Origin of the sequence: Streptomyces sp. NPDC057702 (genome assembly GCF_042799315.1) — a bacterium.
Classification (GTDB): domain Bacteria; phylum Actinomycetota; class Actinomycetes; order Streptomycetales; family Streptomycetaceae; genus Streptomyces.
Window position 1 is genome coordinate 13567 of sequence record NZ_JBHVJC010000042.1, and the last position, 14456, is coordinate 28022.

Genomic DNA, 14456 nt, shown 5'->3' on the forward strand with positions numbered 1-14456 from the left:
GACCGAACACGGGAGGCAAACTGATGGCATGGCTGCTGGTGGTGGTCGCCGGTCTCCTGGAGACCGGCTTCGCCGTCTGCCTCAAGCTCTCCCACGGCTTCACCCGGCTGTGGCCGACCATCGCCTTCTGCGTCTTCGCGCTCGGCAGCTTCGGCCTGCTCACGCTCGCGCTCAAGAAGCTGGACGTGGGTCCGGCGTACGCGGTGTGGACCGGCATCGGCGCGGCCGGTACGGCGATCTACGGCATGGTCTTCCTGGGTGATCTGGTCTCCACCCTCAAGATCGTCTCGATCTCCCTGGTCGTCGTGGGCGTCATCGGCCTCCAACTCTCCGGCTCGGCCCACTGAGAGCGCCCCGCGCGGGACGCCCACCGGCGCCGGCGGCCCGCACCCGGACACCCCCACACCGCACGCCCGCGCCCGGATGTCCGTGACGCCCGACGCGTACGCCACCGGCCCGGCCCCACGCGTCGGCTGCCGTGTCTCACGGCCAGCCGGGCACGACCCGCTCCGGGCGGCCCGGGAGGTCCGCCCCGCCCGTCCGACCCGGCCGGTCCGCGTCCTCCCCCTGGGGCTCCCGTTCCACCTGGTGCGCCTGGTCCCCCTGGTTCACCACTCGCCACGGGCCGAGCACCTGGCGGACCAGAACGGCCACCTCGTCGGGCCCGCCGGGGACGCTGACGTACGACACGGCCAGTCGCGCCGCCGCCTCGCACACCCGGACCAGCTCCGCCGTCGCGTCCGTCGGCCAGTGAGAGCTGAGGGCCGCGCGCGAGCGGTCGGTGACCTGACGCACCAGGTCCGCCGGGGTCGGCAGGACGTCGACGCCACCGGCCGGGCCGCCGGGGCGCGCGAGCGGCTCGCGGCCCACGTGGACCAGTGCGGGGCCGCCGTTCGGGTGTCGCTGACCGGGACACGCGCGGGGTCCGGGCGCCGGGGCCGGGAGCCGGTCGTTCCAACAGCCGGTCAGCGCCGCCCGGACGAGCGCGTTGCCGCGCGCCGTCCGTACGGTCCAGGCGGCCACGGCGGCCAGCCGGTCGGCGGGCCCGCTCGCGTCGGTGGCGGGCGCCAGTGCCCGTTCCACACCCTGGAGATACGCCTCGGCCTCCCGCCGCACGAGGGCTCTGGCCAGGCCGTCCTTGTTGCCGAACTCGTTGTAGAGGGTCTGCCGCGACACTCCGGCCGCGGCGGCCACATCCACCATCCGCACCACGCCCCACGGGCGGCGGTGCACGGCGAGGAACGCCGCGTTCAGTAAGGCTTCACGCGCTGTAGGCACCATTGCCTCCCAGGCCCGGACAGCTCACCTGGCTGCCGTGCGGCACAGAATTGACGCGCCGACAGACCCTGTCAAGAGCCCCCGCGAGCGCCGAATCGTCCCGCTTCGCCAAGGTAGTGTGCGAGCATGCCCGACTACCACGATGATCTGCGGCTGGCCCAGGTGCTGGCGGACGCGGCCGACTCCGCCACCATGGAGCGCTTCAAGGCGCTGGACCTCAAGGTCGAGACCAAGCCCGACATGACGCCCGTCAGCGAGGCGGACAAGGCCGCCGAGGAGCTGATCCGTTCCTCGCTGCAGCGCGCCCGGCCCCGGGACGCGGTGCTGGGCGAGGAGTTCGGCAGCGAGGGCTCGGGCCCGCGTCGCTGGATCATCGACCCCATCGACGGCACCAAGAACTACGTGCGCGGGGTGCCGGTGTGGGCCACCCTGATCGCCCTGATGGAGCGCGGCGCGGGCGGTGACCGGCCGGTGGTCGGCATGGTCTCGGCGCCCGCGCTGGGCCGCCGTTGGTGGGCGGCGGAGGGGCTGGGCGCGTACACCGGGCGCAACCTCTCCTCGGCGACGAGGATCTCGGTGTCGAAGGTCGACACGCTCGCCGACGCCTCGTTCGGGTACGCCTCGCTCAGCGGCTGGGAGGAGCGCGGCAAGCTGAACGGCTTCCTCGACCTGACCCGCGCCTGCTGGCGTACGCGTGGCTACGGCGACTTCTGGCCGTACATGATGGTGGCCGAGGGCTCGGTCGACCTGTGCGCCGAGCCGGAGCTCTCGCTGTGGGACATGGCCGCCAACGCGGTCATCGTGCAGGAGGCGGGCGGGCGGTTCACCGGCCTGGACGGCGAGCCCGGCCCGCACAGTGGCGACGCCGCCGCCTCCAACGGCCTGCTCCACGACGAGTTGCTGCGCCACCTCCAGTAACCACGCGCCGGCCTCGGCGCCGCCTCGGCCGCCCGTCGTCGGCCGCGGCACCCCGACCCGGCCGGCCTCGCGACCCGTACGGGTGAGGTCCGTCGCTCGCGCGCACCGCGCCCGGCGTACGCCCGCCCGCTCCGCCCGCCCCGGCCCGTGTCGGCCGGGCTCCGACGGGGTGTCCGGCATCACGCGCCGCGCGGGCGTGCGCCCTTGTCCGTGACGCCGCGACGCCGCACGTCGGCGCCCCACCGGTGGCGTGGCGCGCTGACGGGAGCGCGCCATGCGCGCCCGCGCGGCTGCTCCGGGCGCTCCCACCGCCCTCTTGTCGCGCCACCGACCCCATGTGAACATGAGAATCCGCCCGCTTGTGCGCTTGTGAATCCCTTCTCGATGTGCCTGCCCCTGTCGGCCGAGCGGGCTCCACGGAGGTGGCTCTGACCATGCCCACGCTCGTTCGCGACGCCATGACCACGGTCGTCCTCACCATCGGCCCCGCCCACACCCTGCGCCAGGCCGCCCGACTGATGTCCGCGCGGCGGGTCGGCGCCGCCGTCGTGCTGGACACCGACACCAGCGGGCTCGGCATCCTCACCGAGCGCGACGTCCTCAACTCGGTGGGGGCCGGCCAGGACCCCGACCACGAGCGGGCCCAGGCCCACACCACGACCGACGTCGTCTACGCCGCCCCCGAGTGGACCCTGACGGAGGCGGCCCAGGCCATGACCCGTGGCGGCTTCCGGCACCTGATCGTGCTCGACGAGCGGGAACCGGTCGGACTGGTCTCCGTGCGCGACATCATCCGGTGCTGGTCCCGCGCCGAGGAGGTCAGTGGCGCGCTCGCCACCTGACACGCGACGGCCCGGCCGGCGCCGCCTGGGCGCCGGCCGGGCACGCGAAGAGGCCGGAGCCCTACGGCGTCCGGCCTCTTCGGTTGATACGGCAAGCGACTGACTCACCGCTCACGCGGGGCCCCACCGACCACGGGGGTGGGCCGGTGAGGCCCGCACGCGAACGACTCAGCCGCGGAGGGCCTGGACCGCGGCCTCCAGCCGCTTGCCGTAGTCCGCGTCCGCCTTGCGGAAGTTTCCGATGGCGCGCTCGATGATGTCCTCGCGCGATACCCCGGCGATGGCGCCCGCCAGGTTGGCGATCAGGCGGCCCTTCTCCTCCTCGGACAGCAGCCGGTAGAGGTTGCCGGCCTGCACGAAGTCGTTGTCCTCGGCGTGCGAAGGCGTGGCCTCGTTCCCCGTGACGCCGCCGACCTCGATCGGCTGCCACAGCGGGACGTTGGTCTGGGCCGGGCCGCCGAAGCTGTTGGGCTCGTAGTTCTTCGCGGCGCCGTGCCGCCCGTCGTACGCGTAACCGTCGCGACCGTAGGTACGCGCCTCGGTGGCGTGCGGCCGGTTGACCGGCAGGTGGTCGGCGTTGATGCCCACCCGGTAGCGGTGCGCGTCGCCGTAGCCGAACAGACGCCCCTGGAGCATCTTGTCCGGGGAGGGGCCGATGCCGGGCACGAAGTGCGCGGGCGAGAAGATCGACTGCTCGACCTCGGCGAAGATGTTCTGCGGGTTGCGGTTGAGCTCCAGCTTGCCGAACTCGATCAGCGGGTAGTCCGCGTGCGGCCACACCTTGGTCAGGTCGAACGGGTTGAAGCGGTAGTTCGCCGCCTCCGCCGCCGGCATGACCTGCACCGACACGGTCCAGCTCGGGAACTCACCCCGCTCGATGGCCTGCCGCAGGTCACGCTGGTGGCTGTCGGGGTCCGTCCCGGCGAGCACCGCGGCGTCCTCGGCCGTCAGGTTCTTGATGCCCTGGTCGGTCTTGAAGTGGTACTTGACCCAGAAGGTCTCGCCCGCCGCGTTGTTCCACTGGTAGGTGTGCGAGCCGAAGCCGTCCATGTGGCGGTACGAGGCGGGGATGCCCCGGTCACCGAAGAGCCACGTCACCTGGTGCGTGGACTCGGGCGACAGCCCCCAGAAGTCGAAGACGTTGTCCGCCTCCTGCGAGCCGGTGTACGGGTCGCGCTTCTGGGTGTGGATGAAGTCGGGGAACTTGATGGCGTCCCGGATGAAGAACACCGGGGTGTTGTTGCCGACGAGGTCGTAGTTGCCCTCCTCGGTGTAGAACTTCAGCGCGAAGCCCCGCGGGTCCCGGACCGCGTCGGCCGCGCCCAGGTTGCCGGCCACGGTGGAGAAGCGCAGGAAGGTCTCGGTCTCCTTGCCCACCTCGGAGAGGAACTTCGCGCGGGTGTACCGGGTCACGTCCGCGGTCACCGTGAAGGTGCCGTACGCGCCCGCGCCACGCGCGTGCACCACGCGCTCCGGGATGCGCTCGCGGTTGAAGTGCGCGAGCTTCTCCAGCAGCGACTGGTCCTGCACCAGCACCGGGCCACCGACGCCAGCGGCCTCACTGTTCTGGTTGTCGGCGACCGGCGCACCGGCCTCCGTGGTCAGCGGCCCCGCCGACTGCGTCGTCTCGCCCTGAACCGTCACGTGCGCCTCCTGCGTACTCGTCCTGTCCCTTGGCCTGAGCCGTAACCGATCCTACATTGGACAATGTCTAAGTCAAGAAGCGATGGAGAGACGTACAAAGTCTGTTCATGGACCTACGCTGCTACTCTGGTCCTATCTGACTGATAGGTGAATGGCATGAGTGACCTGCTAGAACGACTCCGGGGGCGCGGCTGGCGACTCACCGCCCAGCGACGCGTCGTGGCCGAGGTGCTCGACGGGGACCATGTGCACTACACCGCCGACGAGGTGCACGCGCGAGCGACCGAGCGGCTGCCCGAGATCTCCCGGGCGACCGTCTACAACACCCTCGGCGAGCTGGTGTCACTCGGCGAGATCCTTGAGGTGAGCACGGACGGGCGCGCCAAGCGGTACGACCCCAACGCCCACCACGACCACCACCACCTGGTGTGCAGCCGCTGCGGCACCATCCGCGACGTGCACCCCGCGGGCAACCCGCTCACCGACCTGCCCACGGAGGAGCGTTTCGGCTTCGCCGTCACGGGCGTCGAGGTCACCTACCGCGGTACCTGCCCCTCCTGTACGGGCCCCTGACAGCACGGCCGTAGGCCGTCGGACCCACGGGCGGCGCGCGGCGCGACAGCACGCGATCCGCACGCCCCGCGTCCACCCTCGCGAGGCCCGGCCCGTCAGGGCAGCGGCTCGCTGTAGAACTGCCGCGCCCAGCGCCGGAACCTGACGATCGGCCCGTCCCCCTCGGCCAGCCGGGGCCGCGCCAGATGGGTGTTGTGCTTCCAGATGGGGACGTCCTTGTCGGTCTCCAGGCCGGAGGCGTACGTCACCGCCCTGGGCAGCAGCGCGGCCACCAGCCGGGCGGCGCCGGTGCGGCTGGGGCGGGTGTGCCGCACGGCGGCCGTCAGGCACATCCGCACGTGCTGGGCGTCCACGGGCGTGACGCAGAACCACAGCCGCAGCCGGAACCCGTACTTCTCCGCCTCCCCGTACAGCACGCCGAGCCCCTGTACGACCGTGCGCACCGAGGGCCCGAAGGAGTACATGCCGTTGCGCTGCCCGGAAGCCCGGCCGAGTCGGTACGCCGTCTCCATGCGCGGCCCCTCGAAGTGCGGCGGGTCCGTGATGTCGACAACGAGTCGGTGCAGTGCGGCGAAGTGCCCGAAGTCGATGGCGTTCTCCATGAAGTCCTGCGGGTGGGCCGCCAGGATGCGGATGCGCCGGTGCGGCTTCGGGAAGTCGTCCGCGGGCGGCACCTCTATCTCCCAGGTGGGCGCCAGCCCCTGGGCGTGCCGCCAGACGAAGACGAGACCATCGATCTCCCGGTGCTCCAGCGTGCCCAGACTGGCCTTGGGCGGGGCGGTGTCGTACCCGGTGCGCACGCACTCACCGGTGGGGCCGAACTGGAAGTGGTGGAAGGGGCAGACGAGGTTCTCGCCGCGCACCGTCCCACCGTGCCCCAGGTGCGCCCCGAGGTGCGGGCAGTAGGGCCGCACGGCACGCACCACTCCGCTGGCCGTGCGGTACACGACCACGTCCTCGTCGGCCAGCCGGCGGGTGATGACCTTGCCGGGCTTCAGCTCGTCACTGGTCGCCAGGGCGAACCAGCCGTCGGGGTAGGGCGGGAGCGCGACGTGCGGCGACGTCGCCGCCGTGGTGATGGCCGACGGCCGACGGGGCGCGTCCCGCGAGCCCGACCGGCCTGATCCCAGATCCTGCATGGCGCACCTTTCGTGGGTGCCGCCCTGCGGGCGCCGTCGGCGCGGTAAGAGCGCGGTGGCGACAGCCCGGAGGCGCGGCGAATGCCTCTGCGCCCAGCGTCAGGGGGGCTGATTCAGCAGGAACGATTCGCTTCGCGGCATATCACCGGAAGATGTGAACACGGCGCCCAGAGGTTTGCGCCCGGACTCCCCGCCCAGGGGCAGGCGGACCGCGGTGAGGGGTCCTGACCCGCCCCGTACGGGGTGCGACCGGGCGCCCGTACGGGGCGGGCACCTCACCGACGCCGCGCACCCCGTCCTCGCGCTCCCAGCTCACACACCACCCACACCGCCGCGCGGACCGTCCCAGCACATGCCGAAGGCCCGAATCCTGGATGAGGATTCGGGCCTTCGGTGATGAGTAGCGGGGACAGGATTTGAACCTGCGACCTCTGGGTTATGAGCCCAGCGAGCTACCGAGCTGCTCCACCCCGCGTCGGTGTGTACTTACTGTAACCCCACCCCGACGACCAGGGCAAATCCCGACCCTGGCGCCGCCGGGCCACTCGCCCGCCCTCCCGGCCCCACCGCCGTCGGCCCCGCGACCAACGCTCCGGCCAGCCCCCGAGCACGACGCCAGGCGAACGCCACAGCGCCCGACCACCACGACCGCCCCCGCTGCTCCGGACCGCCCCAGGCCACACTCCGCCCCGCGCGGCGCGGGACCGGCGTCCCTACGCCGTCTGCTCCTGCTGGAGCGCGTCCGCGAGCCGGGCCGCGCGCTCGGCGACCTGGGCCGGGCCGAGCTCGACGGCGCGGGCACACCAGCGCTGGCCCTCGCTGAGCGCCCCGCGCCGGGCCGCGAGCAGGGCCAGCCGCAGCGCGGCCCGGCCGTGCCCGGCGTTGGCGGCCCGGGTCCACCACAGGGCCGCCTCCGGCTCGCTGCCCTCGCGGGCGAGCAGCAGGCCCAGGTTGAAGGCCCCGTTGCGACTGCCCGCCTTGGCCGCCGTGCGGTACCAGTGCGCCGCCTTCACCACATCGCCCCGGGCGGAGGCGAGCATGCCGACGCGCACCTGCGCGCGCCGGTGCCCCTGCCGGGCCGCCCGCTCGTACCACTCCTCGCACTCCACCTGCCGTGGCTCGGCCTCCACCGCGCCGCCCAGGCCCGCGCTCGGGTCGGCGGCGGCCGGCCGGTCCATGAGCGCGCCGAGCCGGAAGGCGGCTTCGGCGCTGCCGCCCTCGGCCGCGCAGCGCAGATGCTTTTCGGCCGCCTCCTCGTCGCCCTCGCGCAGCAGCGCGATGGCGACCTGGAGAGCGGCCTCGGTGTGCCCGCCGGCCGCCGCCCGTACGTACCACTCGTGCGCCGCGCGCTCCGCGCCCCGGCCCGCGTGCAGGATGCCGAGGTTGAAGGCGGCGTCCACGCTGCCCGCCTCGGCGGCCTTGGAGAACCACGGCTCGGCCCCCGCCGCGTCCGAGCGCTGGAGCAGCAGTACGGCCAGCGCGTTGGCGGCCTCGCGGTGCCCGGCGTAGGCGGCGCGTCGGTACCACTGCTCGGCCTGCGCGGTACGCCCCTGGGCGGCGCACAGCAGGCCGAGGTTGTACGCGCCGTTGATGTCGCCCGCGTCCAGCGCCGCGCGGTACCACCGCTCGGCGGTCTGCGGCTCGCCCCGGTCGGCGTGCAGGGCGCCCAGCGCGTTGGCGGCGTTGCCGTCGCCGTCCTGGGCGGCCCGGTGCCACCACACGGCGGCGCTGTCCAGGTCGCCTGCGTCGCGCAGCAGGAAGGCCAGGGCGCAGGCGGCGCGCGACTCGCCGTCCTCGGCCGACATCAGGTACCAGCGGCCGGCCTCCTTGGCCTCGCCGCGCTCCTCCAGGAGCGTGCCGAGGTGCAGCGCGGCGCGCCGGTGCCCGCGTGCCGCCGCCTGCCGGTACCAGCGCTCGGCCTCGCTCTGCTCGCCGTCGGCCCGTGCGGTGCTGCCCCGGCCGTCCGGGTGGTGCTGGTCGCGCTCGCGCTTGTGCAGGATCTGCGCGAGCCGGTAGGCGGCCTCCCGGTGCCCGTGCTCGGCGGCGGCGCGAAACCACCGCTCGGCGCCGACGTCGCTGCGGTGCTCCAGCAGGTCGGCCAGGGCGTACGCGCCAAGGGCGTGGCCCGACTCGGCGGACTGCCGCAGCCAGTACTCGGCGGCCGGCTCGTCGCCCCGCTCGCGGTGGTGGCGGCCCAGGGCGTGGGCGGCGGCGGCCGAACCGGCGACGGCGGCGGTGCGCCACCAGCCTGCGGCCTCGTCGGCGTAGCCGCGCTGGTGCAGGAGGACGCCGAGGTTGTTGGCGGCGGCGCGGTCGCCCGCGACGCTGGCCGCGCGCAGGTGGGGTTCGGCCCGGTCGAGGTCGCCGCGGCGCAGCAGCAGGGCACCGAGCACGCTCATGGCGGCCGTGTCGCCGGCCTCGGCGGCCCGACGGTGCGCTGTCTCAAACTCGACGTCGGTTCCGTCCGCACTGCCCGCGATGTCCGCGGTGTCCAGCGCGAGTCCCGGCATGCTGTCGGCGCGCCCGTCGTCGGGCGCCGGCACAAGCCGCTCCTTCTCCAACAACCTCGCCCTGTCCCCCATGTGTTCCATCGTTGCACCACCCACAACCGGCGTACACCTGGTATACCGCAGCGGTGAGGTCAATTCGGCGTTTTATCGACTTCCCGACAGAACGACTTCCGAAACCGCAGTTGAGGCCGTTTCCCCGCGATGCCCACGGCGCGTCGCGTCCCGCGCCGCTTGCTGACGCGGAGTGCCGCGCCCCGTGTCGGCCATCTGGGCCCGCACACACGACAAGGCCCGAATCCCCTGAAGAGGATTCGGGCCTTGTCTTTCGAGTAGCGGGGACAGGATTTGAACCTGCGACCTCTGGGTTATGAGCCCAGCGAGCTACCGAGCTGCTCCACCCCGCGTCGGTGTGCCCTTAAGGTATCACGACGCGGGGTGGGCTCCTTCACCCGTCGGCTCTGGCCGGTGTGCGCTCGGGCTGGTCGGCCCCTTGGCCGCCGGGGGCCGACGCCTGTTCGGCGCCGCCGTCCCCGTCGCCCTTGTCACCGCCCTTGTCGGCGTCGTTCTTCTCGGCGTCCTTGTCGGCGTTCTTGTCGCCGCCCTTGGCCTTGTCGGCCGCGGCCTTCTCGGCCTTTTCGGCCCGGCCCAGGGCGTCTTGCAGGTCCTTCTGGGCCTTGCCGAACGCCTCCCAGTCCTGGGGCTGCTTCTGCAACGCTTCCTGGCCCGCGGTGATGGCGTCCTGCGCGTCCTTCAGGGCCTCGCGCACGGTCGGGTCGGCCGACGGTTTGTCGGGCTCACCGCCGTCGCCCGGTGGCTTCGTCGGGTCGGTGGCCTTCTTCTCGCCGAAGACGACGTCGAGCGCCTTGTCCAGCGAGTCCTCGAAGGCCGTCTCGTCCCCGTAGGTCACCAGGACCTTCTTGAGCAGCGGGTAGTTCGTCCCCGCGCCCCGGACGTAGACCGGCTCCACGTAGAGCAGTCCCTCGTCGAGCGGGACCGTCAGCAGGTTGCCGTACTCCACCGTCGAGTCGCCGCCCTTGAGCAGTCTGATGCTCTCGGCGATCTTGGGATCGGAGTTGAACTTGCTCTGCACCTGTTGGGGTCCGGAGACCGGGTTGTTCGGCCGTAGCTTCAGGATTCTGATCTTGCCGTAGCCCTTGCTCTGCGCGTCCGCGTCCACCGCCATGAACGCGCTCAGGTTGTCGCGGTCGTTCGGCGTGAAGGTGGTCGTCAGCGAGAACTTCTTCGCGTCCTGGTCCGGCATCTGCATGCTCAGGTAGTACGGCGGGACCGAGTTGCCCTTGTTGGTCGGGTCGTCGGGGACCTGCCAGACCTCACTGCCGCTGTAGAACTGCTCCGGGTCGGTGACGTGGTAGCGGGTCAGCAGCTCGCGCTGCACCTTGAAGAGGTCCTGCGGGTAGCGCAGGTGGTCCTTCAGGTCCTGGCTGATCTGGTCGTAGTCCTTGACCGTGCCGGGGAACGCCTTGCGCCACGTCTTGAGAACCGGGTCCTTGGTGTCCCACTCGTACAGGTTGACGGACCCGTCGTACGCGTCGACCGTCGCCTTGACCGAGTTGCGGATGTAGTTGACCTTGTTCTCCTGCGCGACGACCTCGCGCTGGCCGTCGGTCAGCGAGTCCGCCGTGGTGTCGCCCAGGGTGGTGCGCGAGGCGTACGGGTAGCCGTTGGTCGTGGTGTAGGCGTCCACGATCCACTGGATACGGCCCTTGATGATCGCCGGGTAGGCGTCGCCGTCGATGGTCAGCCACGGGGCGACGGCCTCCACCCGCTCCTTGGGCGTGCGGTTGTACAGGATGCGCGAGCCCTCGCCGATGGCCCCGGAGTAGAGGATCTGCGGCTCGTTGAAGGAGACCGCGTACGCCGCGCGGTTGAGCGGGTTGTCGAGCTTGACCCCGCTGTCGCCCTTGTACGTGGTCGTCTTCTCCTCGCCCTTGTCGCCGGAGTAGTCCAGCTCCTCCTGCGGGCCGCCGACGATCGAGTACTGCGTGGTCTTCTCGCCGTAGTAGATGCGCTGCTCGTAGGTGCCGAACTGGCCCTGCGAGGGGAGGTTGCGCTCCATGAAGGAGGGGGCGCCGGTCCCGGTGGTCTCGGTGCCCTTGGCGGTCACGGCGCCGTAGCCGTGGGTGTACTTGAAGTGGTCGTTGATCCAGTTGCGCTCGGGGATGCCCTTGGTGTTGATCTCGCGCAGGCCGATGACGGTGTCCTGGTCCTTGCCGTCCGCGGTCTTGTACCGGTCCACGTCCAGGGTCTGCGGGAACTGGTAGTAACCGCGGACCTGCTGGAGCTGCTGGACGGTGGGCGAGACCACGTTCGGGTCGAGCAGTCGCAGGCTGGCCGTCGAGTCGACCTTGGCGCGCAGCGTCTTCGGGTCCTTGTCGCTCTCGCCCCGGTAGTCCCTGACGTCCGTGTCAGCGATGTCGTACGCCTTGCGCGTGGCCTCGATGTTCTTCTTGATGTACGGCGCTTCCTTGGCCTGCTCGTTCGGCTGGACCTGGAACTTCTGCACGATCGCCGGGTAGAGCCCGCCGATCAGGATCGCCGAGAGCACCATCAGGCCGAAGCCGATCACCGGAAGCTGCCAGGTGCGCCGCCACAGCGTCGCGAAGAACAGCAGCGCGCAGATCACGGCGATGCAGAAGAGGATGGTCTTCGCCGGCAGGTAGGCGTTGGCGTCGACGTACTTCAGACCGGTCCAGTTGCCGGTCTCCTTCAGGTCGCTCGACTTCACCGCGAGGCCGTACCGGTCCAGCCAGTACGCGACGGCCTTGAGCGCGACGAAGACGCCGAGCAGCACCGACAGATGGCCGGTGGCCGCTCCCGTGGCGCGGGCGCCGGGGCTGGTGATGCGCAGCCCGCCGTACAGGTAGTGCACCAGCGTGGCGGCGATCAGCGACAGGACGGTGGCCGCGAAGCCGAAGCTCAGCAGGAAGCGGTACCAGGGCAGATCGAACGCGTAGAAGGACACGTCCTTGTGAAACTGCGCGTCCTTCTGGCCGAACGAGACCCCGTTGACCCACAGCAGCCAGGTGCGCCACTGGCCCGACGCGGAGGCGCCCGAGATGAGCCCGACCAGCGCGGTGACGCCGATCAGCAGCCACTTCTTGTACGGGTCGATGCCCATCCGGTAGCGGTCGAGGGACTGCTGCTCCAACGACATCGCGCTGAGCGGCGGACGCAGCCGGTGTGCCAGCCAGATGTTCACCCCAACGGCGACGGCCATGAGCAGGCCGAAGACGAAGAAGAGTCCGATCTTGGTCACCAGGGTGGTCCTGAAGACCGACGAGTAGTGCACTGACCGGTACCACAGCCAGTCCGTCCAGAACCCCGCGAACATGACGAAGCCCATGGCCAGCACGGCCAACACGCCCAACGTCATGAGCAGGGTCCGGACCCGCCGGGACGGTCGCCCGACTCTGATCCGTGGCCCGGTCGGGCCTCCGCCGCGGTCCGGCATCTGGAAAGCCAAGGTGCGCACCTCGAAGTTCGGTGTCGATGAAGCGTGGTAAAGCAGCCCCGAGATACTAGGGCCCACTGATGCAACTTACTCAGGCTTTACTCAGTTCCCGTTTTCGGGTCCGTTCAAGGCACGATATTGACCATGTCCAACCTTCCCCCGGATTCCACGCCCGCGCCTCCGATGGCGGCGAGCCCCCTCACCCGTGCCGTACTGGAACTCGACGAGTACGCGGCCGGTCTCGGCTGGGACCAGCCCGCGCGGCTGTTCGCCCTGGTCGACACGGCCCGGCTGCGCGCCGACGAACCCCAGCTCGCCCAGCAGCTCGGCCTCGAAACCGATGGTTCCGCCGGCTCCCTGACCCCCATTGAGCAGGACGAGCTGCCCGCTGGCGCCGCGCTGGACGAGTTCCTCGGCACCATCGCCTGGCCTGACGCCGTCGCCGGCTGCGCGCTGGTCGTGGAGCGGCTGATGCTGCCTGCGGCGGCCGAGGCGACCATGCCCGAGGGGCTGGACGAGCGAGAGCTGGCGAGCTGGGTGGCCCGGCAGCCCGGGCGGCAGGAGGTCCGGATGACGGTCGCGGTGCTGCGTGACGGGGCGCGCGAGTCGGCGCTGCGGCTGCGCGAGAAGGACAGCCCCACCGAGGTGCTGACCGGGGCCGATCTGGTGCCCGGCCTCGCGGAGGCGCTGGCCGCCACGTTCGAGGTCTGAGGGCTTTCGGGTCGACGGGGCGCCGGGCCCCCGGGGAGCGGCGCGGGGAACGCGCCGCCTCGGGGCCCACGCCACGCCCCGGCTCGCGGCCCGCCCCGCTCCAGGTCTCGCCCCGCTCCGGCTCGCGGCCCGCCCCGCTCCAGGTCTCGCCCCGCTCCGGCTCGCGGCCCGCCGTGGCCTGCGGCGGTCAGCTCGTCGGGCAGCTCGGGAGCTGGTCCGTCTTCTTCTCGCGGATCTTGGCCAGCGAGTCCATCGCGTCGTCCAGGTCGCTCACCTTGACGAGCGTGAGCCCGTCGGGGATGTCGCGGGAGGCGGTGGCGCAGTTGGCCTCCGGGGTGAGGAAGTAGGTGGCGCCCTTGTTGCGGGCGCCGACGGTCTTCATCGCGATGCCGCCGATGGGGCCGACCTTGCCGGTCTCGTCGATGGTTCCGGTGCCGGCGACGAACTCGCCGCCGTTCAGGTCGCCGGGGGTGAGCTTGTCGATGATGCCGAGCGAGAACATCAGCCCGGCGCTGGGGCCGCCGACGTCGCTGACCCGGATGTCGATGTCGAAGGGGAACGTGTAGTCGACGGCGGCCTGGATGCCGATCATCGCCCGCTCCTCCTCCGGGGCCTTCACCGTGGTGAGGGTGACGTTCTGGGCGCCCTTCGGTTCCTTGTGCTGCTTCTCGGCGGCGGCCACACGCTGCGCCGGGATCACCGTGAAGACCGTCTTGTCGCCCGGCTTGTGCTGGCTGACGAGCCTGACCACGTCGGAGGGGCTGTGCACCGCCGTGCCGTCCACGGCCTTGATCGCGTCACCGGCGTGCAGGTTGCCCTCGGCGGGGCTGCCCTTGGCGACGCTGCCCACCACGATGTGCGACCCGAGCTTGACGTCGAGCAGGTCACGCTTCTTCAGCTCGCGCAGCGCGGCGACCTTGGCGGCCTCCTGGGACTGGCTGAACTCCTCGGCGTTCTCCTGGTTGACCTCGTCCGCGGACTTGTCGTCCGGGTAGAGCGTCTTGTGCGGCACCACCAGCCGGTCGTGCGAGAACCAGCCGTACATCGCCTCGACGAGGTTCATCTTGTACTCCGAGTTGGTGACCTGCACCGTGGTCATGTTGAGGTGACCGCGGGTGGGATAGGTCTTCTCCCCGTTGATCTGGAGTACCGTCTCGCCCTTGTGCTTCCCGAGCGTGTTGACCGTCAGGCCGGGGCTCATCTCCGCGTACGGCACGGGTATCAGCACCCCCGCGCAGAGCAACGCGATGAGCGTCAGGAGCGAGGCGAGCAGCGTGGCGGTGCGGCGTGGCATGGAACGACAGTACGGGACGGGCCTGTGAGTTCACCTCCGGGGCCGTCCGTCCGGGGGCCGGCTCGCCCGGTGCCC

Annotated in this window: 11 protein-coding genes and 2 tRNA genes; 5 read left to right on the forward strand and 8 right to left on the reverse strand. The window is 71.4% G+C overall.

Annotated elements, in window-relative coordinates; translation table 11 throughout:
* The first annotated feature begins 23 nt into the window (after window positions 1-23).
* The gene (locus ACFVFR_RS27025; RefSeq protein ID WP_383706274.1) at window positions 24-347 is read left to right on the forward strand and encodes a DMT family transporter; all 324 of its coding nucleotides are present in this window, start codon (window positions 24-26) and stop codon (window positions 345-347) included.
* Between the two features lie 136 nt (window positions 348-483).
* On the opposite strand, the gene ACFVFR_RS27030 is transcribed toward ACFVFR_RS27025, so the two are convergent.
* Window positions 484-1278, reverse strand: coding sequence for a TetR/AcrR family transcriptional regulator (locus tag ACFVFR_RS27030; RefSeq protein ID WP_383706276.1), 795 nt, complete (start codon window positions 1276-1278; stop codon window positions 484-486).
* A gap of 126 nt (window positions 1279-1404) precedes the next feature.
* Between ACFVFR_RS27030 and hisN the strand changes: the two genes are divergently transcribed.
* Both hisN and ACFVFR_RS27040 read left to right on the forward strand, forming a co-directional pair.
* On the forward strand, window positions 1405-2196 hold the full coding sequence (gene hisN / locus ACFVFR_RS27035; RefSeq protein WP_383706278.1) for a histidinol-phosphatase: 792 nt from the start codon (window positions 1405-1407) through the stop codon (window positions 2194-2196).
* 434 nt (window positions 2197-2630) lie between these two features.
* Entirely contained in the window at window positions 2631-3038 is a 408-nt protein-coding gene (locus ACFVFR_RS27040; RefSeq protein ID WP_383706280.1) for a cyclic nucleotide-binding/CBS domain-containing protein, read from the forward strand.
* 168 nt (window positions 3039-3206) lie between these two features.
* Here ACFVFR_RS27040 and ACFVFR_RS27045 read toward each other — a convergent pair whose 3' ends face one another.
* The gene (locus tag ACFVFR_RS27045) at window positions 3207-4682 is read right to left on the reverse strand and encodes a catalase (protein ID WP_383706282.1); all 1476 of its coding nucleotides are present in this window, start codon (window positions 4680-4682) and stop codon (window positions 3207-3209) included.
* A gap of 156 nt (window positions 4683-4838) precedes the next feature.
* On the opposite strand from ACFVFR_RS27045, the gene ACFVFR_RS27050 reads away from it, so the two are divergent.
* Window positions 4839-5255 carry a Fur family transcriptional regulator gene (locus tag ACFVFR_RS27050; RefSeq protein ID WP_383706284.1) on the forward strand — a complete coding sequence of 139 codons (417 nt, stop codon included), beginning with the start codon at window positions 4839-4841 and terminating at the stop codon, window positions 5253-5255.
* Between the two features lie 95 nt (window positions 5256-5350).
* Here the strand turns inward: ACFVFR_RS27050 and ACFVFR_RS27055 are convergent, their stop codons facing one another.
* The 5 genes from ACFVFR_RS27055 to ACFVFR_RS27075 form a co-directional block, all read right to left on the reverse strand.
* Entirely contained in the window at window positions 5351-6394 is a 1044-nt protein-coding gene (locus ACFVFR_RS27055; protein ID WP_383706286.1) for an aromatic ring-hydroxylating dioxygenase subunit alpha, read from the reverse strand.
* 401 nt (window positions 6395-6795) lie between these two features.
* Window positions 6796-6869 (reverse strand) — tRNA-Met (locus ACFVFR_RS27060).
* 238 nt (window positions 6870-7107) lie between these two features.
* On the reverse strand, window positions 7108-8985 hold the full coding sequence (locus ACFVFR_RS27065; protein ID WP_383706288.1) for a tetratricopeptide repeat protein: 1878 nt from the start codon (window positions 8983-8985) through the stop codon (window positions 7108-7110).
* A 249-nt stretch (window positions 8986-9234) separates the two neighbouring features.
* Window positions 9235-9308 (reverse strand) — tRNA-Met (locus tag ACFVFR_RS27070).
* 41 nt (window positions 9309-9349) lie between these two features.
* A complete protein-coding gene (locus tag ACFVFR_RS27075; protein ID WP_383706345.1) occupies window positions 9350-12376 on the reverse strand; it encodes a UPF0182 family protein in 3027 nt (1008 codons plus the stop codon).
* A gap of 144 nt (window positions 12377-12520) precedes the next feature.
* Here ACFVFR_RS27075 and ACFVFR_RS27080 point away from each other — a divergent pair, with 144 nt between their 5' ends.
* Window positions 12521-13087: a PPA1309 family protein gene (locus ACFVFR_RS27080; protein ID WP_383706290.1), complete on the forward strand. Its 567-nt coding sequence runs from the start codon at window positions 12521-12523 to the stop codon at window positions 13085-13087.
* Between the two features lie 187 nt (window positions 13088-13274).
* Here ACFVFR_RS27080 and ACFVFR_RS27085 read toward each other — a convergent pair whose 3' ends face one another.
* Window positions 13275-14381, reverse strand: a complete 1107-nt coding sequence (locus ACFVFR_RS27085) for a PDZ domain-containing protein (RefSeq protein ID WP_383706292.1) — start codon at window positions 14379-14381, stop codon at window positions 13275-13277.
* Window positions 14382-14456 lie beyond the last annotated feature (75 nt).

Bases quoted from the DNA above. Each gene is read 5' to 3' on its own strand.
- ACFVFR_RS27040 (WP_383706280.1), top strand. From the start codon at position 2,631: ATGCCCACGCTCGTTCGCGACGCCATGACCACGGTCGTCCTCACCATC.
- ACFVFR_RS27075 (WP_383706345.1), bottom strand. From the start codon at position 12,376: ATGCCGGACCGCGGCGGAGGCCCGACCGGGCCACGGATCAGAGTCGGG.
- ACFVFR_RS27085 (WP_383706292.1), bottom strand. From the start codon at position 14,381: ATGCCACGCCGCACCGCCACGCTGCTCGCCTCGCTCCTGACGCTCATC.
- ACFVFR_RS27025 (WP_383706274.1), top strand. From the start codon at position 24: ATGGCATGGCTGCTGGTGGTGGTCGCCGGTCTCCTGGAGACCGGCTTC.
- hisN (WP_383706278.1), top strand. From the start codon at position 1,405: ATGCCCGACTACCACGATGATCTGCGGCTGGCCCAGGTGCTGGCGGAC.
- ACFVFR_RS27065 (WP_383706288.1), bottom strand. From the start codon at position 8,985: ATGGAACACATGGGGGACAGGGCGAGGTTGTTGGAGAAGGAGCGGCTT.
- ACFVFR_RS27050 (WP_383706284.1), top strand. From the start codon at position 4,839: ATGAGTGACCTGCTAGAACGACTCCGGGGGCGCGGCTGGCGACTCACC.
- ACFVFR_RS27055 (WP_383706286.1), bottom strand. From the start codon at position 6,394: ATGCAGGATCTGGGATCAGGCCGGTCGGGCTCGCGGGACGCGCCCCGT.
- ACFVFR_RS27080 (WP_383706290.1), top strand. From the start codon at position 12,521: ATGTCCAACCTTCCCCCGGATTCCACGCCCGCGCCTCCGATGGCGGCG.